Source organism: Flavobacterium sp. 316 (assembly GCF_000967805.1).
GTDB classification, from domain to species: domain Bacteria; phylum Bacteroidota; class Bacteroidia; order Flavobacteriales; family Flavobacteriaceae; genus Flavobacterium; species Flavobacterium sediminilitoris.
Genome location: NZ_JYGZ01000001.1, coordinates 745,164 through 765,919 on the forward strand (window position 1 = coordinate 745,164; position 20,756 = coordinate 765,919).

Consider the following 20,756-nt stretch of genomic DNA (forward strand, 5'->3'; position numbering starts at 1 on the left):
TTTTTATCCTATTACTTCCAGTTTTGCAAATTTTAATAAAAGTTTTTTCAATCCTCCTACATCAAATCTAATTTCTGCTTTTCTATCTGCTCCTACTCCTTCTATGCTTATGATTTCTCCTTTTCCAAAACGCTCATGCATTACAATATTTCCAGCAACTAATTTACTATCAAACAAATTAGGAGCACTTTGCGTTTTTATTCCAGAGACAGGTTTTAGTTTACGAATATTAAGTTTATTATTTTCTTCTGTTTTTAAATAAGCAGGTGGTTTACTCGCAATAGGTTTTGCTAATCGCAATTTAGATTTATCTATATCGCCAAAAACATCAATATCCATTAAAGGTTTATAGCGATAATTTCCGTTATCTACTGGATTTAAATATTCTAAATAATTATCATCTATTTCTTCAATAAAACGAGATGGCTCGCTATCTACTAATTTTCCCCATCGATATCTAGATTGCGCATAAGTTAAATAAGCTTGATGTTCAGCTCTTGTTAAAGCTACATAAAATAAACGTCGTTCTTCTTCTAATTCACTTCTTGTATTCATACTCATTCCACTTGGAAATAAGTCTTCTTCTAAACCTACAATAAAGACATGCTGAAACTCTAATCCTTTGGCTAAGTGAATAGTCATAAGCGCTACTCTATCATCGTCGCCTGTATCTTTATCTAAATCAGTTGCTAAAGCAACATCTTCTAAGAATTCGGCTAATGCTCCACGAGCTCCATCAATTTCTTTCTGTCCTTCAGTAAAGTCTTTTATACCATTTAATAATTCTTCAATATTTTCAATACGAGTAATACCTTCTGGTGTTCCGTCTTTTTTTAGCTCTTGAACTAAACCTGTTTTTTTTGTAACATGTTCTGTTAAGTAAAAAGCATCTTGGTTTTCATTGATAATTTGAAAACTCTTAATCATGGTTACAAAATCTTGCAATTTTGTTTTAGTTCCTGAGTTTAGTTTTAAATCAATTTTATCAATATGTTCCATTACTTCAAAAATGGAACGTTTATAATGATTAGCAGCAACAGTTAATTTTTCAATAGTTGTATTTCCTATTCCACGAGCAGGATAATTTATTACTCTTATTAATGCTTCTTCATCTTTAGGATTTATAACTAATCGAAGATATGCTAATACATCTTTTATTTCTTTACGTTGATAGAAAGATAAACCACCATAAATTCTATATGGAATATCACGTTTACGCAAAGCATCCTCTATAGAACGTGACTGAGCATTTGTACGATATAAAACAGCAAAACTTCCATTTGGTAATTGATTTTGCATTTTTTGTTCAAAAATAGTAGAGGCTACAAATCGACCTTCTTCTCCATCTGTTAAACTTCTATGTACTTTTATTTTTGGTCCATCGTCATTTGCTGTCCAAACTACTTTATCTAGTTTTGTTTTATTTTTATCAATTACATTATTTGCTGCTTCTACAATGTTTTTTGACGAACGATAATTTTGTTCCAAACGATACATTTTAACATTATCGTAATCTTTCTGGAAATTCAAAATATTATTAATGTTTGCTCCACGAAAAGCGTAAATACTTTGTGCATCATCTCCTACTACACAAATATTCTGAAATCTATCTGATAACGCACGAACAATTAAATATTGCGAGTGATTTGTATCTTGATACTCATCTACCAATATGTAACGAAAACGATCTTGATATTTTGCCAATACATCTGGAAAGCGATTTAATAATTCATTTGTTTTTAATAATAAATCATCAAAATCCATTGCTCCTGATTTAAAGCAACGTTCTACATATTGTTGATAAATTTCCCCCATTCGAGGTTTTTTACTCATAGCATCTGCTTCTTGTAAATCTTGATTATTAAAATAAGCCTTTACTGTAATCAATGAATTTTTATAAGATGATATTCTGCCTAATACTTGTTTTGGCTTATATACATCTTTATCTAATTGCATTTCTTTTATAATAGAACCTATTAATCTCACAGAATCTTGAGTGTCATAAATAGAAAAATTTGTAGGATAACCTAATTTTTCAGCTTCAATACGCAAAATTTTAGCAAATACTGAGTGAAATGTTCCCATCCAAAGATTTTTAGCTTCATTATTTCCTACAATATCTGCAATACGTTTTTTCATTTCACGTGCTGCTTTGTTTGTAAATGTTAAAGCTAGTATATTAAAAGCATCTACACCTTGACTCATAAGGTTAGCAATTCGCACAGTTAGCACTCTTGTTTTACCAGAACCTGCACCTGCAATTACAATCATAGGACCGTCTTTTTGTATTACTGGTGCTTGTTGTGCCTCGTTAAGTTGGGAAATTATATGTTGCATTTTAATTTTATGACAAATGAGTAAACTAATCTACAAAAATACACTTCTGTATTTGTTATTACAAATGAAGTTATTAACCATTTTTTTGTAATGATTTAAATCCTAAATCTAAACTGATATTTGGAAATTGTTAAAGTTTAGTTTTACTTTGCGATTATTAACATAGCCCTGATAGAGCTGATATCCTTTTTTGTAGTGATAGCGAAAAAAAGATAAAGGCGAAAGCAGGAAAAAGCTTCTAAAAACAATTATGGACGGTACAAAAATTATTGAATTAGCTTCTTATACTCTACCAGCATTGATTACAGGTGGTGTTGCTTATTTTTTATTTCATTCTTTTTTTAAAAATGAAGAAAACAGAAGACGTTTTGAACTTTTAAAAGAAAATCAAAAACAAGCATTACCTATACGATTACAAGCTTATGAGCGTATTGTTTTGTTATTGGAGAGAATAAATCCTACTCAATTGCTATTACGTGTTTCTCCCATAAGTAATGATAAAAATGACTATGCTACATTATTAATTCATACTATTCAAACGGAATTTGAACATAATTTAACGCAACAAGTGTATTTGACTAGTGCAACTTGGGATATTATTAATAAAGCAAAAAATTCTACCATTCAGTTAATTCGTCAAACATCTATTGAAGAAGATGTGCTTAATGCAGAAAAATTGCGTGAAGCTATTTTAATTAGTTTGACCGAGAATGAAGCACCTAGCGCAATTGCTATAAGCTATTTAAAAGAGGAATTAAAAACAGTTTTTTAAATAAATAAAATCCCAAGTTTACACTTGGGATTTTAAATTTTACTTCTTTTTTTTTAGAATTAATTATCTCTAATTACATGTATTACTCCTGTAATAGTATGAGTTACATTAGAATTATCCTCATATGTACCACTAAAAGTAATATCAATATAGCCTCCTATTGCACCTATTTGACTCACATTGCAAATAACATTATTTGTTACACCATTTTGAATGATTACTTCACTATTTTCAATTAAGAAATTTGCTGTTGTATAACTTCCTGTTGCAAAAATGCTACCATAGAAATAAAAACTTGAAGTTCCTGTTGCTCCTTGTAGAGAAACGTTTAAACCATTTGGAGAAGAAGATGCTGAAATATTTCCAATGAAATAATCTACAGGTTCATTATCAATTTGATAAGTGATATATTCTGTTACAGCATTACAAGTAAGTAAATTCCCTATGTTTGTTACTGGTGTTACAAATGTATAATTAATTACACCTGATGTTTGCAAGCTTGCATAATCATATCCTTCTAAAGTAAATGTTGTATTCGCATTACATACTAAGGTATTAAAGCTAAAACTTCCATTTGTTACATTAGAAACGAATCTTTGGTTTCCATAGTTTAATAAAACATAACCATCTGTAACATTTGAGTTATTACATTGTGCCAATGTTCCTGTAACAGTTGTTGAAGAAACCATTCCAGAAGTTGCAATAACATTAGGCAATACTGTATTTGAAGAAAATGGTCCTATTTGAGAAGTACTGATTACATTTCCACAATTATCTAATACATTCATTGTGATTGTCTGATTTGATGGAATTAATCCGCAAATCTCTCCATTACTATCACTTGTTCCTGTTCTAGGATATGTTTGATTATTAGGAGCTAATTCTACTTGAACATTAGAAAGAGGGGTATTATTCGAGTCAACAACTGTTAAACACAAATAAACAGTTGGAAATTGTGCATCGCAATTCCACCATGAAAAATGTGAAACCGAACCTACGTATTTATTTCCTACTTTTGTTGCACTACCTTCTTCTACCCAATACCCTTTTACATCATCAAAATGCCATAATGGAATTGTATTTGGAGATGACCCCATTTGACCTATAGCAATAGGCATTTCAATTGTTGCAGCACTTGCTAATTGTAATTTTTCACCACTAGATCCTAATAATTCAACATTTATCATACCAAAAGTTTCCAATACTTTGGCTTCTCCATTAGTATCTGAAGCCAATAACATTCCTGGCATTTTTGCTTCTACATTAGCATCTTCCGGATCTAAATGATGCATGATTACACTTACTGAACCTGAATATGAAGAACCGTCTTCTTTTTTGAAATTTCCATCAAAATCTACTTTAGTTCCATTAGGCAAAGTAACATTTCCTGAAGTTCCAGAGTTTACTGTTCCTACAACTGTAGCACTTAACATCATTATTTTAACATTATTTTCTCCTGAGGTAGGAATAACTGATCGTGAACCTTGTAAATATCCTGCTTTTGTTGCTGTGATATAAGCAAAATTTGATTTTACACTAGCATTTTTAATTATAAAAATACCATTGCTATCTGTTTGAGAAGAATTGTTTCCTATAAAAACGGTTGCATTTTGAATAGGATCATTATTTTCATCAACTATTTGCCCAATAAAGTCTCTTGAAACGGTTGAACCAAAATTGTAATTAATTGAAGAATCTTGATTTTCATCTAAATTTAAACTGTCATCATTTGTATCACAACTTGTAAAAAGAAGGGAACTGATGACTAGTGTTGCTAAAATAAATTTTAATTTTTTCATAACTGAATATATTTATGTTTCCTATATATCAACACTAAATATATTTTGTTACCCTTATTTTTAATTTTTTATTCTTCTACTGGTATTTCTTGAGTATCTATTTCTTTACTTTTTGCATAATCATACCCAATTTTCCACCATTCTTTCATTTGTCCTTTATTAAAAACTAATGAATTTGTAGTTAATAATGTAGGTGTATAATAAAAATTGATCGTTGCATTTTTAAATTTAGCTTCATACTTACCTATTTTAATATTCTGATATTCAATCCTATCCATCATGAAAGAGAATAGGTTTGTAAGTAAATTAAAAGGACTTCTTGCTGGTAATCTATTATATAATGATGTTTCAGTATGCAAAATTATGGCATCTACATGAGTGGCTCCTCTTTTTATTGCTTCTTCTATTGGAACCATAGATGCAAATCCTCCATCGGCATATTCGCAACCATTTTTCCGTACTAATGACATAAATGGAATATAATTACATGAAATCCATACCCAATCGCAAAAATCATCATAATCAAAATCGTTAATAGATTTATATTCAACAGTATTTAATGATAAATTTGAAACGGTTACAATAATTTCTTTTGGACCATTCTTTAATTCTTCAAATTCTTCAACAGTAAAAATCTGTTTGATTAATCTTTTTAAATTTTTACTTTCTCCAAATGTTTTTGATCCACTTATAAAGTTACGTAATACTTTAAAATGATTTATAGCAATAGTATCTTCTCCAAAACGTTTCCTAATTACAAAAGGACAATTACTAAAAATACTATTCTGATTTACAGATGTATATATTTCTTTTATTTTTTCAACTTTGTTTAATGCTAAATGAGAAACTAACAAACTACCTGTGGAAGTTCCCATAAACAAATCATATTCTTTATGTAAATCTTCAATTAAATATTGAGTAACTCCACCTGCAAAGGCTCCTTTACTTCCTCCTCCTGATATTACTAGTGCTCGCATTATTCTGTTTCTTTTAAAAAATATTTTATTCTATCGGATTGATTTTTAGCCAACTTTGTCTCAATATTAATGAATTGTTTTCTTATCTCTTCGCTTGATATTAATTTTCTAATATTGTCTTTTCCAAACTTTACAAATTGCCATTTATGATGTAGTGAAGCATTTATTAATTCTTCAATAACTGTATCTGTAATGATTCCTAATTCTACAAACGTTTGTAGAGCTGCTTCTCTTACAGATGCTTCAAATGGAAGCTTTGTATATTCTTCTAATTCAGTGATTGCATTTTGTCTTCTATCTAAATTATCATTCGACCCTACAATTTGAAGTGTTAAATTAGCAATTTTTAAATTATAATTAACTCCAATCCAGTTTTTCGACATTTCAATTAGCTTTTCCCTATCATCTTTAAAGTTTGTCCAAAGTCTAAATAATGCTATTTCTCTTGTAATATAAGATTTATCTTGTAATAAAGTTTCAAACTCTGGTTTAAACTCAATAGGAATTCTATTTAAAACTTCTGCAACTGCTTGGCGAATTTTTATATCATTGGTTTGTAATCCTAATCGTAATAGATCTAATTGTTCTTCTACTGATACATTTTGAGATTGATATATAACTTCTCTCTTAACCGTATAATATACATCCGATTCTAATATGGTTTTAAATCTTTCAAATAATTTATCTTGATTTAAATTATTATTCTCATTAAAACGAATAAGTTCTTTTACGGAATTATTTTTAATTAAATAAAGAAGAGCATCTTTAAAATTGAATTTTGGATTTTCTAACCAATCCTCTTTAAATTGTGCTACATTGTATTTTGAAACTTTTTTTATTTCTTTCAAAAAATCATTAGTATCGACATTCTTATATGCGTATTTTTTTAAATAGCGTTTAACTGCTTTTCTAAAGTTATCCTCTCCTATATCAGTTCTCAGTACATGCAAAGCCCAAGCTCCTTTTTTATAAAAAGTAAGAGAACTTGCCTTTTCATTTAAAATAGGAATAGTATCATATTCACTTGCTTGTTGTAATAATTGTGCCGATTCATACAATTGATTATAGAAATAATCGTCTCCAAAAACTTCTTTTTCAGCTAATAAAGCATAATAAGTAGCAAAACCTTCATGTAGCCAATGATGCTTACTTTCTTTTGCTGTTATTAAATCGCCAAACCATTGATGTGCTAATTCATGAGCATTTACATTTACATAGTTTTTATCATTAAAACCTATTGAATCTACTACAAAATCTTGCGAAAAAATAGTAGAAGTAGTGTTTTCCATTCCAGCATACAAAAAATCTCTCACAGGAATTTGTTTATAAATTACCCAAGGATACTTCACTCCTATTTCATCTTCTAAAAACTCAAACATTTGTTTAGAATAACGATAAGTTGGTTCAAATTTGTCAATATCTCTTCTATCAAGAACAAATTCTAAAATCGTTCCAGAATTAGTGCTTTCATACATTTTTTCAAATTTTCCAATAGCAATCATCACAAGATAAGAAGACATTGGTTTTTGCATTGAATAATAAATATTTCTATCTATATTTATTCCTACTCCATTCGAATAAATTGCATAATTAGAGTTAAAATCAATTGCAATATTAAAAATCACTTTTTCATTTACATCATCAAAACTTGGTAACCAATGACTTGTATATTTTCCTTGCCCTTGCGTCCAAATTTGTAAATCTTCTCCTTCTCCACTAAAGTATAAGGTTTGTTTAGGTTTTGCAGAATACTCAAACGAAACACTGTTTTTACCTTTTTTATATCCTTCAAACAACAATAATGCTTTACCTGAATTTTTAAAATTTACTTTTTTATCATTTAGATAAACATCTTTAAAATCCATATTAATAGCATCAATTTTTATAGTATCACTATCTTTTAACAACTTAAATTCATAAGTAACTCTTCCTGAAATTGATTTATCTTCAGGAATTGGCTTTATTATAGCATGACAAGTAGTAAAATCAACCTTTTTGGTTTGTTGAGAAAAAAGATGTAATGAAAATAAAAGGGTACAAATTAAAAAGTGCTTCATGTTAAAAATATATTGTTCCAAATTTACAAAGCTTAGTCAAATAATAAGCCAAATTTTGTAAGTTTACTTCAAAATTATAATCAAAATTGAAAAAGAAAGCACTTTTTAACTGGAGTAGCGGAAAAGATTCTGCCTTAGCCTTATATAAAATATTACAACAAAATGAATATGAAATTCTAACACTATTAACTAGTGTAAATAAGCAATTTCAACGTATTTCAATGCATGGTATTCGTGTTGAACTTTTAGAAAAACAAGCCGAAAGTATTGGACTACCATTAACCAAAATGATAATTCCTGAAATGCCAACTATGGAAATTTATGATGAAATAATGAAAAACACACTTTCAGAATTTCAAAAAGAAGGAATTACTCATTCTATTTTTGGTGATATTTTTCTTGAAGATTTGCGAAAATACAGAGAAGATAAACTTGCTTCTGTAAATTTTAAAGGCGTTTTTCCATTGTGGAAACAAAACACAACAACTCTTTTGCAAGAATTCTTATCTTTAGGTTTCAAAACAATAGTAGTTTGTGTTAATGAAAAATATTTAGATAAAAGTTTTGTTGGAAGAATTATAGATGAAAACTTTATTAAGGATTTACCTGAAAATGTAGATGTTTGTGGAGAAAATGGAGAATTTCATACTTTTACTTTTGATGGACCTATTTTTTCAAAACCAATTCCTTTTGAGATAGGTGAAATTGTTTATAGAAAGTATGAAAAACCAAAAACAACAGAATCAAATACAGTATGCAATAGTGATGATATAACACCTAGTTATGGCTTTTGGTATTGTGATTTAATTTAGAATTTATTTATGGAAGAAAATGCAATCATTATAAAAATCACAACCTTTTTAAAAGAAATTGGAATTTCAATTATTGAAGAAGAATTACCAAATGATACTTTTTTACCAGGATTGTCCCTTTCAAATAAAGGTATTTTAGTCGATTTTAAAAAATTACTTTATCCCGGAGATATTTTACATGAAGCAGGACACATTGCAGTAACAACTGCTAAAGAACGAAAACTTATTGGCACTGAAAAAATGCCAAAAGAATGGCCAACGCAAGGTGATGAAATTGGAGCAATGTTATGGTCTTTTGCAGCAGCACGATACTTAAAAATACCACTAGAAGTTGTGTTTCATTCAAATGGTTATAAAGGAAGTTATAATTGGTTAATCAATTCATACAATAGTGATATTTACATTGGTTTACCTTTTTTAGAATGGTGTGGTTTAACATTAAGCCAAGAAAAGGCAGAAAAACAAAATGAAAAACCTTTCCCTCACATGATAAAATGGTTAAGAGATTAATATGGAAAATCTAATTCGATTTATAAAATTCCCCATTACATTTAATATTGAACGTTTACAAAAGGATGTTCAAAAAATACTAAGTAAAAAATGGATTAATCATTATAACACAAATGATTATACTGGAAATTGGTCCTCTATTTCTTTATATTCTGAAGGAGGAAAATCGGAAAATATTAATGCATATAATAAGGGAACAGAAAAAGTAACTTATACTGAAATAATTGAATCTTGTGATTACTTTAAAGAAATAATAGATCAATTTTTATTTGAAAAAACTACCGTTAGGCTATTAAGATTGGCTGTTGGTGCTGAAATAAAACCACATGTAGACAATTGTTTAGGATATGAAGACAACTGCTTTAGAATTCACATTCCAATTATTACAAATAAAGATGTTATTTTTATTTTAGACAACCAAAGACTTATAATGAACGAAGGAGAATGTTGGTATATAAATGCCAATTTCACTCATTCTGTTGTTAATCATGGAAAAGAAGACAGAATCCATTTAGTAATTGACGGAATAAGAAATGAATGGACAGATGAGTTATTCTTTAAAGAAGCTAATGAACAACAATTTTTAAAACCTGAGAAGAAAATGAGTGATAATGAAAAAGAATTAATTATTGAAGAATTAAAGAGAATGAACTCAAATACTGCAAATGAATTAATTTCTAAGATCCAAAACAAATAGTTTCTAACTATTGTATTTGGGGAAAAATACCCATCAAAAAACCATAATTTACCTTCTATTTTTTATTCATAATTACATCACCTTTGTGTAACTATAAACAAGATATTTCAATTTTAAATATCAAAATAAAAAATTATGTTTAAAAATTTAGATGTTATAAAAATTTTAGGCTATGGTATTTCAGGGTTTAGTTTTTTATTAGTATTACTAACCTTTTTATTATTAAGAGCTGAACAAAATAAAGACCGAGAACCTAGACCACTTATTATTACTATGATTTGGAGATTCATGCTAATGACCATTTTTATGGTTATTCTTAATGGTTTTATTTCACTTCCTCTTTTTAATAGAAATGTTGAGCTTCAAGAAAGTGTTACACAATTATCAAATAAAAATAACTTTGAAATTGTAAAAGGACTTGATGAAAATAATGACAAAATAGATCAAATTATTAATGTTAATGATTCACAAACTAATAATGACTCTATAAAAATGGCAATGCAAGATATTATTGACAAGCAAAATAAGGCATTAGATAGTATAAAAGCAACGCTTACAATTGCAAATTCTAAACCTGAAAGAATAGCTGAAATTGAAAATTTAAAAAAGGAAATGGCTATTAATTATAAAATAATTTTAGATTCTAACTCCAATAAAAAATTAAGATTTTCAGCAAATGAAAAAATAAAGTCATTAAACTATGCTGTAAAAAGAGTTGCCATTACTAATAAATAATTTAGTTTATTACTAAATTCTGTTTTCTTTTCCATGATTAATAACAGAATGAGTTTATAAATATTCCTATATATACCATCTAGTTGAATGAAATGTTTTGTTTAGCACAGATATTTTTTAATTTTTAAATTATACAGTATCTTCGCTTTGCAGAAAACAAATTAATGAGTCTACTAGAAACACCTATTGAGTATCTTAAAGGAGTTGGCCCAAACAGGGGTGAATTGCTACGCAAAGAATTAAGTATTCATAAATATGGTGATTTACTTAACTTATTCCCTAATCGATATATTGACAGAACACGTTACTTTAAAATCAATCAATTACAAAATAATAACTCTGAAGTTCAAATCATTGGAAAAATAATCAATATAAAAACTATTGAACAAAAGAGAGGAAAACGATTAGTAGCTACTTTTGTTGATGACACTGGAGAAATGGAACTAGTCTGGTTTCAAGGTCATAAATGGATAAGAGAAGGCTTAAAAATAAATGAAGTATATGTAATATTTGGAAAAGTAAGCCAATTTGGTAGTACATTCAATATGGCTCATCCTGATATGGAATTATTAGCGGAACACAAAGCTAATTTTCGTTCTGCAATGCAACCTGTTTATCCAAGTACAGAAAAACTTAATACTAAAGGAATTTCAAATAGAGTTCTCAATAAATTAATGCAACAATTATTTCTAGAAACTCATACCTTATTTTCTGAAACACTGCCAAATTATTTAATTGAAGAATTAAAATTAATTACGAAAAGTGAAGCCTTATTTAATATTCACTTTCCAAAAAACCAAGATCTACTTTCCAAAGCACAATTTCGCTTAAAGTTTGAAGAATTGTTTTTTATTCAATTGCAATTAATTACCAAAAATCTCATTCGAAAGCATAAAATAAAAGGACATCCATTTGAAAAAGTAGGTGAAAACTTTAATAATTTTTATAAAAACTATTTACCATTTGACCTAACAAATGCACAAAAAAGAGTAATAAAAGAAATCCGAAATGACTTAGGAAGTAATGCACAAATGAATCGCTTACTTCAAGGAGATGTTGGCTCAGGAAAAACAATAGTAGCATTATTAGCAATGCTAATAGCAAAAGATAATGATTTCCAAAGTTGTTTAATGGCACCTACAGAAATACTAGCAACACAACACTTTAATGGAGTTACAAATTTAGCTAAAGAACTGAATATAAACATAAAAATACTAACTGGTTCAACAAAAACTTCAGATAGAAAAATAATTTATGAAGAACTAGAAAATGGTAGTTTAGACATTTTAATAGGAACACATGCATTATTAGAAGATAAAGTACAATTTAAAAATCTAGGATTAGCCATTATAGATGAACAACATAGATTTGGAGTTGAACAAAGAAGTAAACTCTGGAAAAAAAACGAGATTCCTCCACATATTCTAGTGATGACTGCTACTCCAATTCCAAGAACTTTAGCCATGAGTTTATATGGTGATTTAGATATTTCTGTGATCGATGAACTACCAGCTGGAAGAAAACCAATACAAACTGTTCATAGATACGATAGTAACCGTTTAAAAGTTTGGAAATTTTTAAAAGATGAAATTGCAAAAGGCAGACAAGTTTACATCGTTTATCCATTAATTCAGGAATCTGAAAAAATGGATTACAAAGACTTAATGGATGGTTATGAAAGTATTTCTAGAGATTTTCCACTACCACACTATTCTATTTCAATTGTTCATGGACAAATGAAACCGGCAGACAAAGATGAAGAAATGAGACGTTTTTCAGAAGGAAAAACAAACATCATGATTGCCACAACAGTAATTGAAGTAGGTGTAAATGTTCCCAATGCATCTGTAATGGTTATTGAAAGTGCTGAACGCTTTGGATTATCACAATTGCATCAATTAAGAGGTCGTGTAGGTCGTGGTGCAGAACAAAGTTATTGTATTTTAATGACCGGATTTAAGCTAAGTGAAGATAGTAAAACTCGAATGGAAACTATGGTGAGAACAAACGACGGTTTTGAAATATCAGAAGTTGATTTAAAATTAAGAGGACCTGGAGACATAATGGGAAAACAACAAAGTGGTGTGCTAAATCTACAAATCGCAGATATTATTAAAGATAAAGATATTCTTCAACTAGCAAGACATCATGCTATAAAACTATTAAAAAATGATGCTCCTATGGAAAAGCCAGAACATACAACTCTCCGAAAAGTTTTCATAGAATTAAGCAAGAAAAAAAATATATGGAATTATATTAGCTAACCTATTATAAATCTACATAATAACACTTACATCACTTACTTATTTTTAGTAGAATAGATTTACAAACAAACAGAAACAAGTAGGTCTAGTTAAAATTTATCATCCAATAATCAAATAAAACTTAAAAATACACTCCAAGTCTAAAATGAATTTAGGATGATAAATTTTTAGGCTATTTAAATAATTTACTTTTTTATATCACAAAAAAGCATTCTATAATTTTAAAACTTAATTTCAAGTGTTGCATAAAATACTCTTGGTTCTGATGGAATAATTCCTGGTCCTGGATATCCTGTAGCTCTTCTTGTAAAATACCAATTATTTAACACATTGTTTATTCCTGTTTCTAATTTAAAATTTTTATACTTATAAGAAGCTGAAAAATCTAAAACGCTATAAGATGGAATTGCTCCAAAAATACCATAAGTATTGTCATTTATATCTATAGGATTATTCTCTGCATTTGTGTATTGTGAAGACACATAGCTAAATTGAATACTTGTGAGAAAGTTTTTATAGCCTATTCCTGTTCCTAATTTCAAATTATAATTTGGTACAAATTCTACTTTATTTCCTTTTATATTTTTAGTATCTGATTTTAAATATTCTGAATCTGTTATTGCAATATTTGAGAATAAACTCCAAATAAAATCTTCATTTTCTCTAAAGAATGTTTTGTTTATATTCCAATCTATTAAAGATTCAAAACCATAAGTCAATGCTGTTCCCACATTATCTCTATATCTTACAACCGCAGCAGTGTTTGGTGCTTCTGTAAGATACTCACCTATTTTATAATTATAATATAATGCATATACACTAGTATCAAATGAAAGATTATCTAAAATTTTCCCTCTCATACCTATATCAGACGTGTATCCTTTTTCATCAGTAATATTTTCATCAATTACAGCACTTGGATTTACTGTACGAATATCATTAAAAGTTACAGAACGATAATTTTGAGATGCATTTGCATACAATTCTATTCCATTTTTCATCTTATAACTTAGTCCTAGTCCAAGAAGGAAAAAGTCTCTTTCTTTTACATTTTCTTCATTAACTGTTTCATCTGAAATGACATTTCCTGCTAAATCATTATTAATCCTTCTATAAAACCCGTTTGCTTGGGTTTTTATATTTTCATACCTAAACCCTGGCGTGATAGAGAATGCTTGCGATATTTTAAATATATTTTCTCCAAAAATTGAAATATTTAAATTTGGAAATTCATAATTAGACTGGGTTCTATAATTTGGAAATTCATCAGTTGCTAAATTAAAATTAGCATTGTTCCCTGAGCTTCCTGGTCCTTGTATTCCTGCATTTTTAGCTTGATAATATTTAGCTCCTATCAAGAAAGCATTATCTTGACCGAAGAACTTGTACTTTTTTAAATAACGTGCTTCTGCTCCCCAATTTACAAAATCACCTAAGATCAAATCTCTTTCTGTTCCTAACACATCTGGATTAGAAACTCTATTAGATCGATATCCTAAGGCTTTTCTTGAAGCATCTAAACCAAATAATTGCAATGAAAAATCGGCATTGTGTTGAAAATGATGTTTAAAGCGTAAGGCAAAAAGGTTCCAATCTACATCAAACCAATTTCGTGTACGATTACTTTGTTCTGGATTTTGATTAAACATAAAATCGGTTAATCCTCCTGGTTGTTGCGCCAAATAACTAAAGTGGGTATAATCAAAATGTAGTGATGTGTTTTCTGTAAACTGGTAATTTAAATTAGTAAAAAATGATTTTGAATCAAATTTTGAATTAGGTCTAAATCCATCACCTTGTTTGTAATTATAATACGTATAGTAACTAAATTTACCTTTTGTTCCACTTAGACTTGTAAAATTGGTAAACAAATTAAAAGATCCTAGTGTATTTCTTGTAATTAGCTCAATAGGTTTTGTACTTGGCTTTTTAATTTTAAAATTAATCATTCCTCCAAATTGTGTTCCATATTGTAATGATGCAGCTCCACGAACAATTTGTATCGATTCTAAAGCTTCTGTAGGTGTTGCGTAATAACTTTCCGGATAACCTAATACATCTGCGCTAATATCATAATCATTTTGTCTTGTATTAAAATTTGAGGTCCTATTTGGATCTAATCCTCTTCCTCCTATTGATAATTGTAATCCTCCATCATTACTTTCATTAATTGTTAATCCAACTACTTGTGCATATACTTGACGAGCATTGTTTGTGGCTTTGTTTGCTGTAATTTTATCTAATGTAATTACTTCTGTCTTTTTACCTGCATAAATTGCGGTTTCTTCAATATCTTTAAGTTTATTTAATGCAAACTGTTTTTCTTTTTCTTTCATAACAACTACTTCTGAAAGTGTTGTTGTTAATTCTTCCAAAGTAATTTTGATATTTACATTATTTTCTTGTGAATTGAAGGTTCTTTCTTCTACTTTATATCCTTCAATAAAGAAAACAATAACATTATTTCCTGTGCTCAATGATTTAATCTCAAACTGTCCGCTAGCATTTGAATTAAAAGATTGGTAATTTGTTTTATTGTAGATTTCTACGTTTTCTAGTGCCTTTCCTGCTTTGTTGATTACAATTCCTTTAACGCTATTTTGTGCGAAAAAAGTAGTAGTAATTAAAAGAAATAAAATATTAAAAGCCTTTAATTTCATCGTTAAATGGTAAAATCCAAGTTTTGTGTTGGAATGATTCATATTCTTTTGCTAAATCTATATTTGGGTCAATGTATCGTTTGCTTAATCTTCCGTTTAAAGCTACATAACTATCTACTTTTACAATTGGTTCATTTATTCCTGTTTCCTTATAATAATCATGTAGATAATGAGCATATTGCAGTATAAAATCAGGTTGAAAAGACATTTGTTTTTCTTGAAATGGTGTCAAAAAGCGACTGTTATCAATGTACGTTTTTCTTTTTGTTTTAGAATCAATAACATAAAATTGAGCATAACCTGCCTTTTCCATTAGCATTACTCTCCATGAAAATCTAAATCCTTCTTCTGTCCAAAATAATTCATCAGGATATAACATATATCGAAACGGGAAAATTAACTGAAATACCATAAATAAGGCTAAAAAAGTCAGTTTGATTTTTGTAGAAAGTCGATTTGTGTCTACTTTAAAAGATAAACCATTACTAAATTGTGTAAAATCAACTTGAATTATTTTTAAAATGAAATCCATACATTTTTTATGTAAGGAAGCATCAAAAAAGATTAAGGTACTAATTATCATTACATAAGGAAATACTCCTATTGGAAATAATATTTTAGTTAGTATATGAAAAATTACAACTAAAAAGAAGGCAAAATTTCTAGTTCGTTTATTGTATAATAGAAATGGAATACTTAAATCGTATATGGCTCCTGTCCAACTAAATGCATATTGTATCCATGTTTCATGCAAAAAACTTCCAATTAATGGAATGTTTGATTGGTTTGGTAGCCAAATTTTTAGTGGCATAGCTTCAATAAGCCAATCTGAATTTAATTTTGCTAATCCTGCATAAAAATAAACTATAGCTAGCATTAACTTTAGAATATCAATTGTCCAACTTGGCACTTCTTGAAATCTTATCTTTGTATTTTTATATGCATCTACTGAATGTGTAGCATTTGCTGGCAAGAAAATAAGGATAAAACTTATTACAGATATAAAGTAATAATGGTTTAAATAGGTAGTTTTATCCATTAATTCAATATAAGTAAAACTTAAAAAGAAAGTAATAATTGCTATTTTATATTTGTAACCAATAGCGACAAAGAAAGCCGATAATCCACAAATAATAAATAATAAATAAGTATAAATCCCTATTGGTTTTACCCATTCAAATCCATAATATGTAAAATGAAATTTCGGTTGAATGTAGAATTTGTCAACCCATCCATAACTAATGAACCTAATGATACTAAATAGCATCATTAAACCAAACGCTAGCCTAAAAAAAGCTAGCGTTATGGACTGTGATTTTTTATTTAAATAGTTTTTAAACAATTTTAATACGTATAAAATTAATCTCCATCATTATCAACATAATCAACTGTTATATTTAAAGCACTCATCATATCAATTTTAAAATAAACAACATTTCTCTGTAACTCATCATAACTTGCAAACATTACAGAATTATTTGTAGTTACTTGATTTGAAAAACTATCACTTAAAAGTGCATTTGTCGAATTGATTGTTGCAAATTGGTTGTTAATTATATCGCTTAAATTTTGACCATCTCTAACTGCATTTAAATAATCTAAATATGATTTTAAGCTTTTACCATTTGTATTACTATTGAAATATTTTCCATTAAAAAAATCTTGCGTTGCTTTTATCGATTCGTTTAAAAGAATTTTTGAAACATCATTTTTATAATATGCTTCTACTTTTTCTGGAAAGATTGAATTACCGAACTTACCTGCTGGATATCCTACTTTACCAAGTCTAATATCTTTCTCATAGTATTTTACAAAACTATTTATCGTTTTATTAACCGAACTACTAATTGCATTACCATTACTGGCAATATAAGCTGTTCTGTAAGACGTATTCCAATCTGTAACTACTGCATCAATATTTGTTTTTAATTGATTTGATAAATCGTTTAAATATTGCTTATATCCTGTAGCATTAGCATTTGACACATAGAAATCTATGATTTCAGCATCTGTAACTGCTAAACCGTTTAACATATAATCTAATGCTGGGAAACCTTGTCTGTCATATTGAGATAACAATGAAAAATTATAAGCACCACTTGCAATATTTGATTCTATACCTACTGTATTTGTTGGATAAATGTTAGTAGTACTATTCAAATTAATTTCTTCTGCTTTTCCTATATTAAATGCTCCTACATATTGGTAAGCTGTATATGCTTCTAACCATGATGCTCTTAATATATCTAAATTAGTTTGATTAGGTGTTGTTGTAAAAGTAGAAGCATCTGTTTTCAATGTTTCCACTTTCGTTTGATAATTTGTTAGTCTAGGAATAATTAAATTATCTGCCCAATCTGTCAACAACTCTGTTCTGTTGTAATCATCACCACTTGTATTGGTATTATTATCGTCTCCAGAACATGAAGCTAGAACGAATATTGGAACGATTAAAAAAAGAAATTTCTTCATCATATTTTTTTTGCAAAATTAATTTAAAATAGTTGCAATAACAATTTAGTAACTATTATTTTTTAGTTAACTGTTTCAGCTTGTGCAACAGTAAACCCAAAACGTGTTGCAATTTTTGTAGCAATAATATCTAAGTGGATATTTAGATAATCTACATCCCATAATCCATTTGTACCAGCTATTAATTCTGCTAATAAGTCATCAACTTCTTGTTTTGTGAAATATGGCGCATTTGTTTCAGGATTATTTGTATAACGTAATGACATTATGAAACCATAAGCTTCAGAAATCGCATGAAATGCTTTTGCTCCATTATCTGTAACTAAGTTTGTTTTACCATTTTTTAAATAGTATACCGCTCTTACTGCTGGTACTTTTGCCAAATTACTTTTTATAATTGCAATTTGCTCATCTCTTAAAGTGTAGTTATTTGCTACAATAGCTGCTCTTCCTTTTCTAAATGCTACTTCAATATTTTCTTTTACTGAACTAAAATCTGCATCAGCAGCCACTTGATTAATATAACTATCCCAATATTTTCCTCCACCTGCTCCATAAATGTAACCATAAGCTTCATCCCATTTATGTTCCATGTTTGTGTAGCTCTTTCCTGATACTAATACCTTATTAGTATTATCATCTCTACTTGTAGATTCGTCTAAAACAGCAAGACTTAAATAGTTATTTACAACTTGATCTATAAAACAAGCTCCCATCATTCCTTTTAATAAAACTTGTTGTGGTTCTAATCCATTTGCAGCAAAAAGACGTGTAGAAGATCCATCAACGTAAAATCCTGGAACACTTGCTGATGCAGTATTACCTTGACTTGCAGCATTTGCATCATCGAACTGTGCTTCAAAATAACTTCTGACAGAATCTTGCTCTACTGAAGAACCACCTCCTCCAAAGTTTACAAAATAATCTCTTGAAGCTGCCGTTTTGTTTCTTAATTGTTTTCCTGATTCATTTAAATCTGTTGTTGAAAACGGATTATTTGTATTAGTATACATATTATTCAATACTGTAGCATCTACAATTGCATTTGCAGCAGCTTGATCTTTAATATAGTTACCCATTTCTTGTAACATTAACAATCTGCTTGATTGACCTTCAAAATCTACTGTTGTAGTTCCATTTCTTTCAAATGTATAAGTTTGAGGAATTGAAATACCTGTTTCTTCTATGGTACTATCATCATCTGAACATGATGTAAATGTGAATAAAGCTAGCGAAAGTGATCCTAAAATGTACTTATTAAAACGCATTTTGTTGTTTATTTAGATTTATTTAAAATAATTTATATTGCAAAAATATAAAGTAAAAAGTAATTTACAAACTTTATTTAGAATAAATTAAAATTGGAAAGCATAAAAAAGACTAAATAATTTATAATCAATTATTTAAAACAAAATTTTAATAAAACAGGCTAAGGCACAAGAAAAAAAGATATACATTCCTATTAAACCTGAGACCATAGTTACACCCATACTTGTTTTATCTTTCACCGCAGCATCTAATGCCTTAAAAGAAACCAGATGAAGCGCAAAAAATACAAGGATATAAATAGCAAGTGTAATCCAAAAAAAAGATGTATAAAAAAGTAAAGCTCCTAATGCTAAAGAGCCAATAATCGGTATATAAAAAGTATAATTTACAAACATTTCATTAGGCCCTTTATATTTACAAAAGATTATAATAAAGTAAAGAGATATAAAAATGAATAAAAATAAAGGGATAAAAACAGTATATAATCCTAAGTATTTCAAATAAGGGGTGAAATCAATCATTTTAATGGTAACTATTAAAAATTTTTAGTGCTTCATTATAAGAACTTTCAAAACTAATTGCATGACAATTCGTTTCAATTTTATTTGAAGTAAAATAAGATAACATTTTTTCTGTTGGCATATTTCCTGTCAAGTCATCTTTTGCCATTGGACATCCTCCATATCCTTTTATAGCTCCATCAAACCTTATACAACCTGCTTTGTATGCGGCATCAATTTTTTCAAACCAAGAATCTGGTGTTGTGTGTAGATGTGCTCCAAATTCAATTTCTTTATATTTTGGGATTAAATTTGAAAATAAATAATCTATTACTTCTGGTGTTGAACTTCCAATGGTATCAGATAATGATAAAATTTTAACTCCCATATTGGCTAATTTCTCCGTCCATTCGCCTACAATATCAACATTCCAAGGATCTCCATAAGGATTACCAAATCCCATTGAAATATAAGTTACTACTTCTTTATTTGTACTATTTGCTATTTCTAAAATCTCTTGAAGAGTAACGATTGATTCTGCAATTGTTTTATGCGTGTTTCTCATCTGAAAATTTTCAGAAATTGAAAAAGGAAAACCTAAATATTGTATTTCATTATAAACAGAAGCTAGCTCTGCTCCTTTTGTATTAGCTACAATTGCTAATAATTTACTTTTTGTTTGTGATAAATCTAATTTAGATAAAACTTCAGCAGTGTCTTGCATTTGCGGAATTGCTTTTGGGGAAACAAAACTACCAAAATCAATTGTATCGAAGCCTACTCTCAAAAGAGATTGAATATATTGTACTTTTTTTTCAGTTGGAATAAAGTCCTTTATACCTTGCATGGCATCTCGTGGACATTCTATAATTTTTACTTTTTTCATTGGATACCA

Annotated in this window: 16 protein-coding genes; 6 read left to right on the forward strand and 10 right to left on the reverse strand. The window is 28.6% G+C overall.

Translation table 11 applies throughout. The features are described 5' to 3' along the window. Positions 1–3 precede the first annotated feature (3 nt). Positions 4–2,337 carry an ATP-dependent helicase gene (locus SY27_RS03460; protein WP_045967375.1) on the reverse strand — a complete coding sequence of 778 codons (2,334 nt, stop codon included), beginning with the start codon at positions 2,335–2,337 and terminating at the stop codon, positions 4–6. Between the two features lie 250 nt (positions 2,338–2,587). Here SY27_RS03460 and SY27_RS03465 point away from each other — a divergent pair, with 250 nt between their 5' ends. Next, positions 2,588–3,109 carry a hypothetical protein gene (locus tag SY27_RS03465; protein ID WP_045967376.1) on the forward strand — a complete coding sequence of 174 codons (522 nt, stop codon included), beginning with the start codon at positions 2,588–2,590 and terminating at the stop codon, positions 3,107–3,109. A gap of 59 nt (positions 3,110–3,168) precedes the next feature. Here SY27_RS03465 and SY27_RS03470 read toward each other — a convergent pair whose 3' ends face one another. From SY27_RS03470 to SY27_RS03480, 3 genes are all read right to left on the reverse strand, one after another. Next, entirely contained in the window at positions 3,169–4,908 is a 1,740-nt protein-coding gene (locus SY27_RS03470; protein WP_045967377.1) for a carboxypeptidase regulatory-like domain-containing protein, read from the reverse strand. 68 nt (positions 4,909–4,976) lie between these two features. Then, a complete protein-coding gene (locus SY27_RS03475) occupies positions 4,977–5,885 on the reverse strand; it encodes a patatin family protein (protein ID WP_045967378.1) in 909 nt (302 codons plus the stop codon). Beyond that, a complete protein-coding gene (locus SY27_RS03480; protein WP_045967379.1) occupies positions 5,885–7,942 on the reverse strand; it encodes a M1 family metallopeptidase in 2,058 nt (685 codons plus the stop codon). Before SY27_RS03480 ends, SY27_RS03475 begins: the two co-directional genes overlap by 1 nt. Before the next feature lie 86 nt (positions 7,943–8,028). Here SY27_RS03480 and SY27_RS03485 point away from each other — a divergent pair, with 86 nt between their 5' ends. The 5 genes from SY27_RS03485 (at position 8,029) to recG (ending at position 12,960) form a co-directional block, all read left to right on the forward strand. Further along, a complete protein-coding gene (locus SY27_RS03485; protein WP_045967380.1) occupies positions 8,029–8,754 on the forward strand; it encodes a diphthine--ammonia ligase in 726 nt (241 codons plus the stop codon). Between the two features lie 9 nt (positions 8,755–8,763). Then, positions 8,764–9,264, forward strand: coding sequence for a hypothetical protein (locus tag SY27_RS03490; protein WP_045967381.1), 501 nt, complete (start codon positions 8,764–8,766; stop codon positions 9,262–9,264). A gap of 1 nt (position 9,265) precedes the next feature. Continuing rightward, a complete protein-coding gene (locus SY27_RS03495; protein WP_045967382.1) occupies positions 9,266–9,961 on the forward strand; it encodes an aspartyl/asparaginyl beta-hydroxylase domain-containing protein in 696 nt (231 codons plus the stop codon). A gap of 135 nt (positions 9,962–10,096) precedes the next feature. Next, positions 10,097–10,696, forward strand: coding sequence for a hypothetical protein (locus SY27_RS03500; protein ID WP_045967383.1), 600 nt, complete (start codon positions 10,097–10,099; stop codon positions 10,694–10,696). A gap of 164 nt (positions 10,697–10,860) precedes the next feature. Next, positions 10,861–12,960 (forward strand): ATP-dependent DNA helicase RecG, encoded by a 2,100-nt coding sequence (gene recG / locus SY27_RS03505; protein ID WP_045967384.1) that lies wholly within the window; start codon positions 10,861–10,863, stop codon positions 12,958–12,960. A 221-nt stretch (positions 12,961–13,181) separates the two neighbouring features. On the opposite strand, the gene SY27_RS03510 is transcribed toward recG, so the two are convergent. From SY27_RS03510 to SY27_RS03535, 6 genes are all read right to left on the reverse strand, one after another. Next, positions 13,182–15,620, reverse strand: coding sequence for a TonB-dependent receptor domain-containing protein (locus SY27_RS03510; RefSeq protein WP_045967385.1), 2,439 nt, complete (start codon positions 15,618–15,620; stop codon positions 13,182–13,184). Continuing rightward, complete coding sequence (locus SY27_RS03515; RefSeq protein ID WP_082084293.1) at positions 15,601–16,890, reverse strand: HTTM domain-containing protein; 1,290 nt, start codon at positions 16,888–16,890, stop codon at positions 15,601–15,603. Before SY27_RS03515 ends, SY27_RS03510 begins: the two co-directional genes overlap by 20 nt. A gap of 89 nt (positions 16,891–16,979) precedes the next feature. Next, the gene (locus SY27_RS03520) at positions 16,980–18,095 is read right to left on the reverse strand and encodes an imelysin family protein (RefSeq protein ID WP_235270881.1); all 1,116 of its coding nucleotides are present in this window, start codon (positions 18,093–18,095) and stop codon (positions 16,980–16,982) included. A 59-nt stretch (positions 18,096–18,154) separates the two neighbouring features. Then, positions 18,155–19,360: a DUF4856 domain-containing protein gene (locus SY27_RS03525; protein WP_045967388.1), complete on the reverse strand. Its 1,206-nt coding sequence runs from the start codon at positions 19,358–19,360 to the stop codon at positions 18,155–18,157. Positions 19,361–19,495: 135 nt separating this feature from the next. After that, complete coding sequence (locus SY27_RS03530) at positions 19,496–19,882, reverse strand: hypothetical protein (RefSeq protein ID WP_045967389.1); 387 nt, start codon at positions 19,880–19,882, stop codon at positions 19,496–19,498. Position 19,883: 1 nt separating this feature from the next. Then, the gene (locus tag SY27_RS03535; protein WP_045967390.1) at positions 19,884–20,747 is read right to left on the reverse strand and encodes a hydroxymethylglutaryl-CoA lyase; all 864 of its coding nucleotides are present in this window, start codon (positions 20,745–20,747) and stop codon (positions 19,884–19,886) included. Positions 20,748–20,756: the final 9 nt, after the last annotated feature.

Excerpts from the sequence above, each read along its gene's own strand:
- SY27_RS03460 (WP_045967375.1), bottom strand. The coding sequence starts at position 2,337 with ATGCAACATATAATTTCCCAACTTAACGAGGCACAACAAGCACCAGTA.
- SY27_RS03465 (WP_045967376.1), top strand. The coding sequence starts at position 2,588 with ATGGACGGTACAAAAATTATTGAATTAGCTTCTTATACTCTACCAGCA.
- SY27_RS03470 (WP_045967377.1), bottom strand. The coding sequence starts at position 4,908 with ATGAAAAAATTAAAATTTATTTTAGCAACACTAGTCATCAGTTCCCTT.
- SY27_RS03475 (WP_045967378.1), bottom strand. The coding sequence starts at position 5,885 with ATGCGAGCACTAGTAATATCAGGAGGAGGAAGTAAAGGAGCCTTTGCA.
- SY27_RS03480 (WP_045967379.1), bottom strand. The coding sequence starts at position 7,942 with ATGAAGCACTTTTTAATTTGTACCCTTTTATTTTCATTACATCTTTTT.
- SY27_RS03490 (WP_045967381.1), top strand. The coding sequence starts at position 8,764 with ATGGAAGAAAATGCAATCATTATAAAAATCACAACCTTTTTAAAAGAA.
- SY27_RS03495 (WP_045967382.1), top strand. The coding sequence starts at position 9,266 with ATGGAAAATCTAATTCGATTTATAAAATTCCCCATTACATTTAATATT.
- SY27_RS03500 (WP_045967383.1), top strand. The coding sequence starts at position 10,097 with ATGTTTAAAAATTTAGATGTTATAAAAATTTTAGGCTATGGTATTTCA.
- recG (WP_045967384.1), top strand. The coding sequence starts at position 10,861 with ATGAGTCTACTAGAAACACCTATTGAGTATCTTAAAGGAGTTGGCCCA.
- SY27_RS03510 (WP_045967385.1), bottom strand. The coding sequence starts at position 15,620 with ATGAAATTAAAGGCTTTTAATATTTTATTTCTTTTAATTACTACTACT.
- SY27_RS03515 (WP_082084293.1), bottom strand. The coding sequence starts at position 16,890 with ATGATGCTATTTAGTATCATTAGGTTCATTAGTTATGGATGGGTTGAC.
- SY27_RS03520 (WP_235270881.1), bottom strand. The coding sequence starts at position 18,095 with ATGATGAAGAAATTTCTTTTTTTAATCGTTCCAATATTCGTTCTAGCT.
- SY27_RS03525 (WP_045967388.1), bottom strand. The coding sequence starts at position 19,360 with ATGCGTTTTAATAAGTACATTTTAGGATCACTTTCGCTAGCTTTATTC.
- SY27_RS03530 (WP_045967389.1), bottom strand. The coding sequence starts at position 19,882 with ATGATTGATTTCACCCCTTATTTGAAATACTTAGGATTATATACTGTT.
- SY27_RS03535 (WP_045967390.1), bottom strand. The coding sequence starts at position 20,747 with ATGAAAAAAGTAAAAATTATAGAATGTCCACGAGATGCCATGCAAGGT.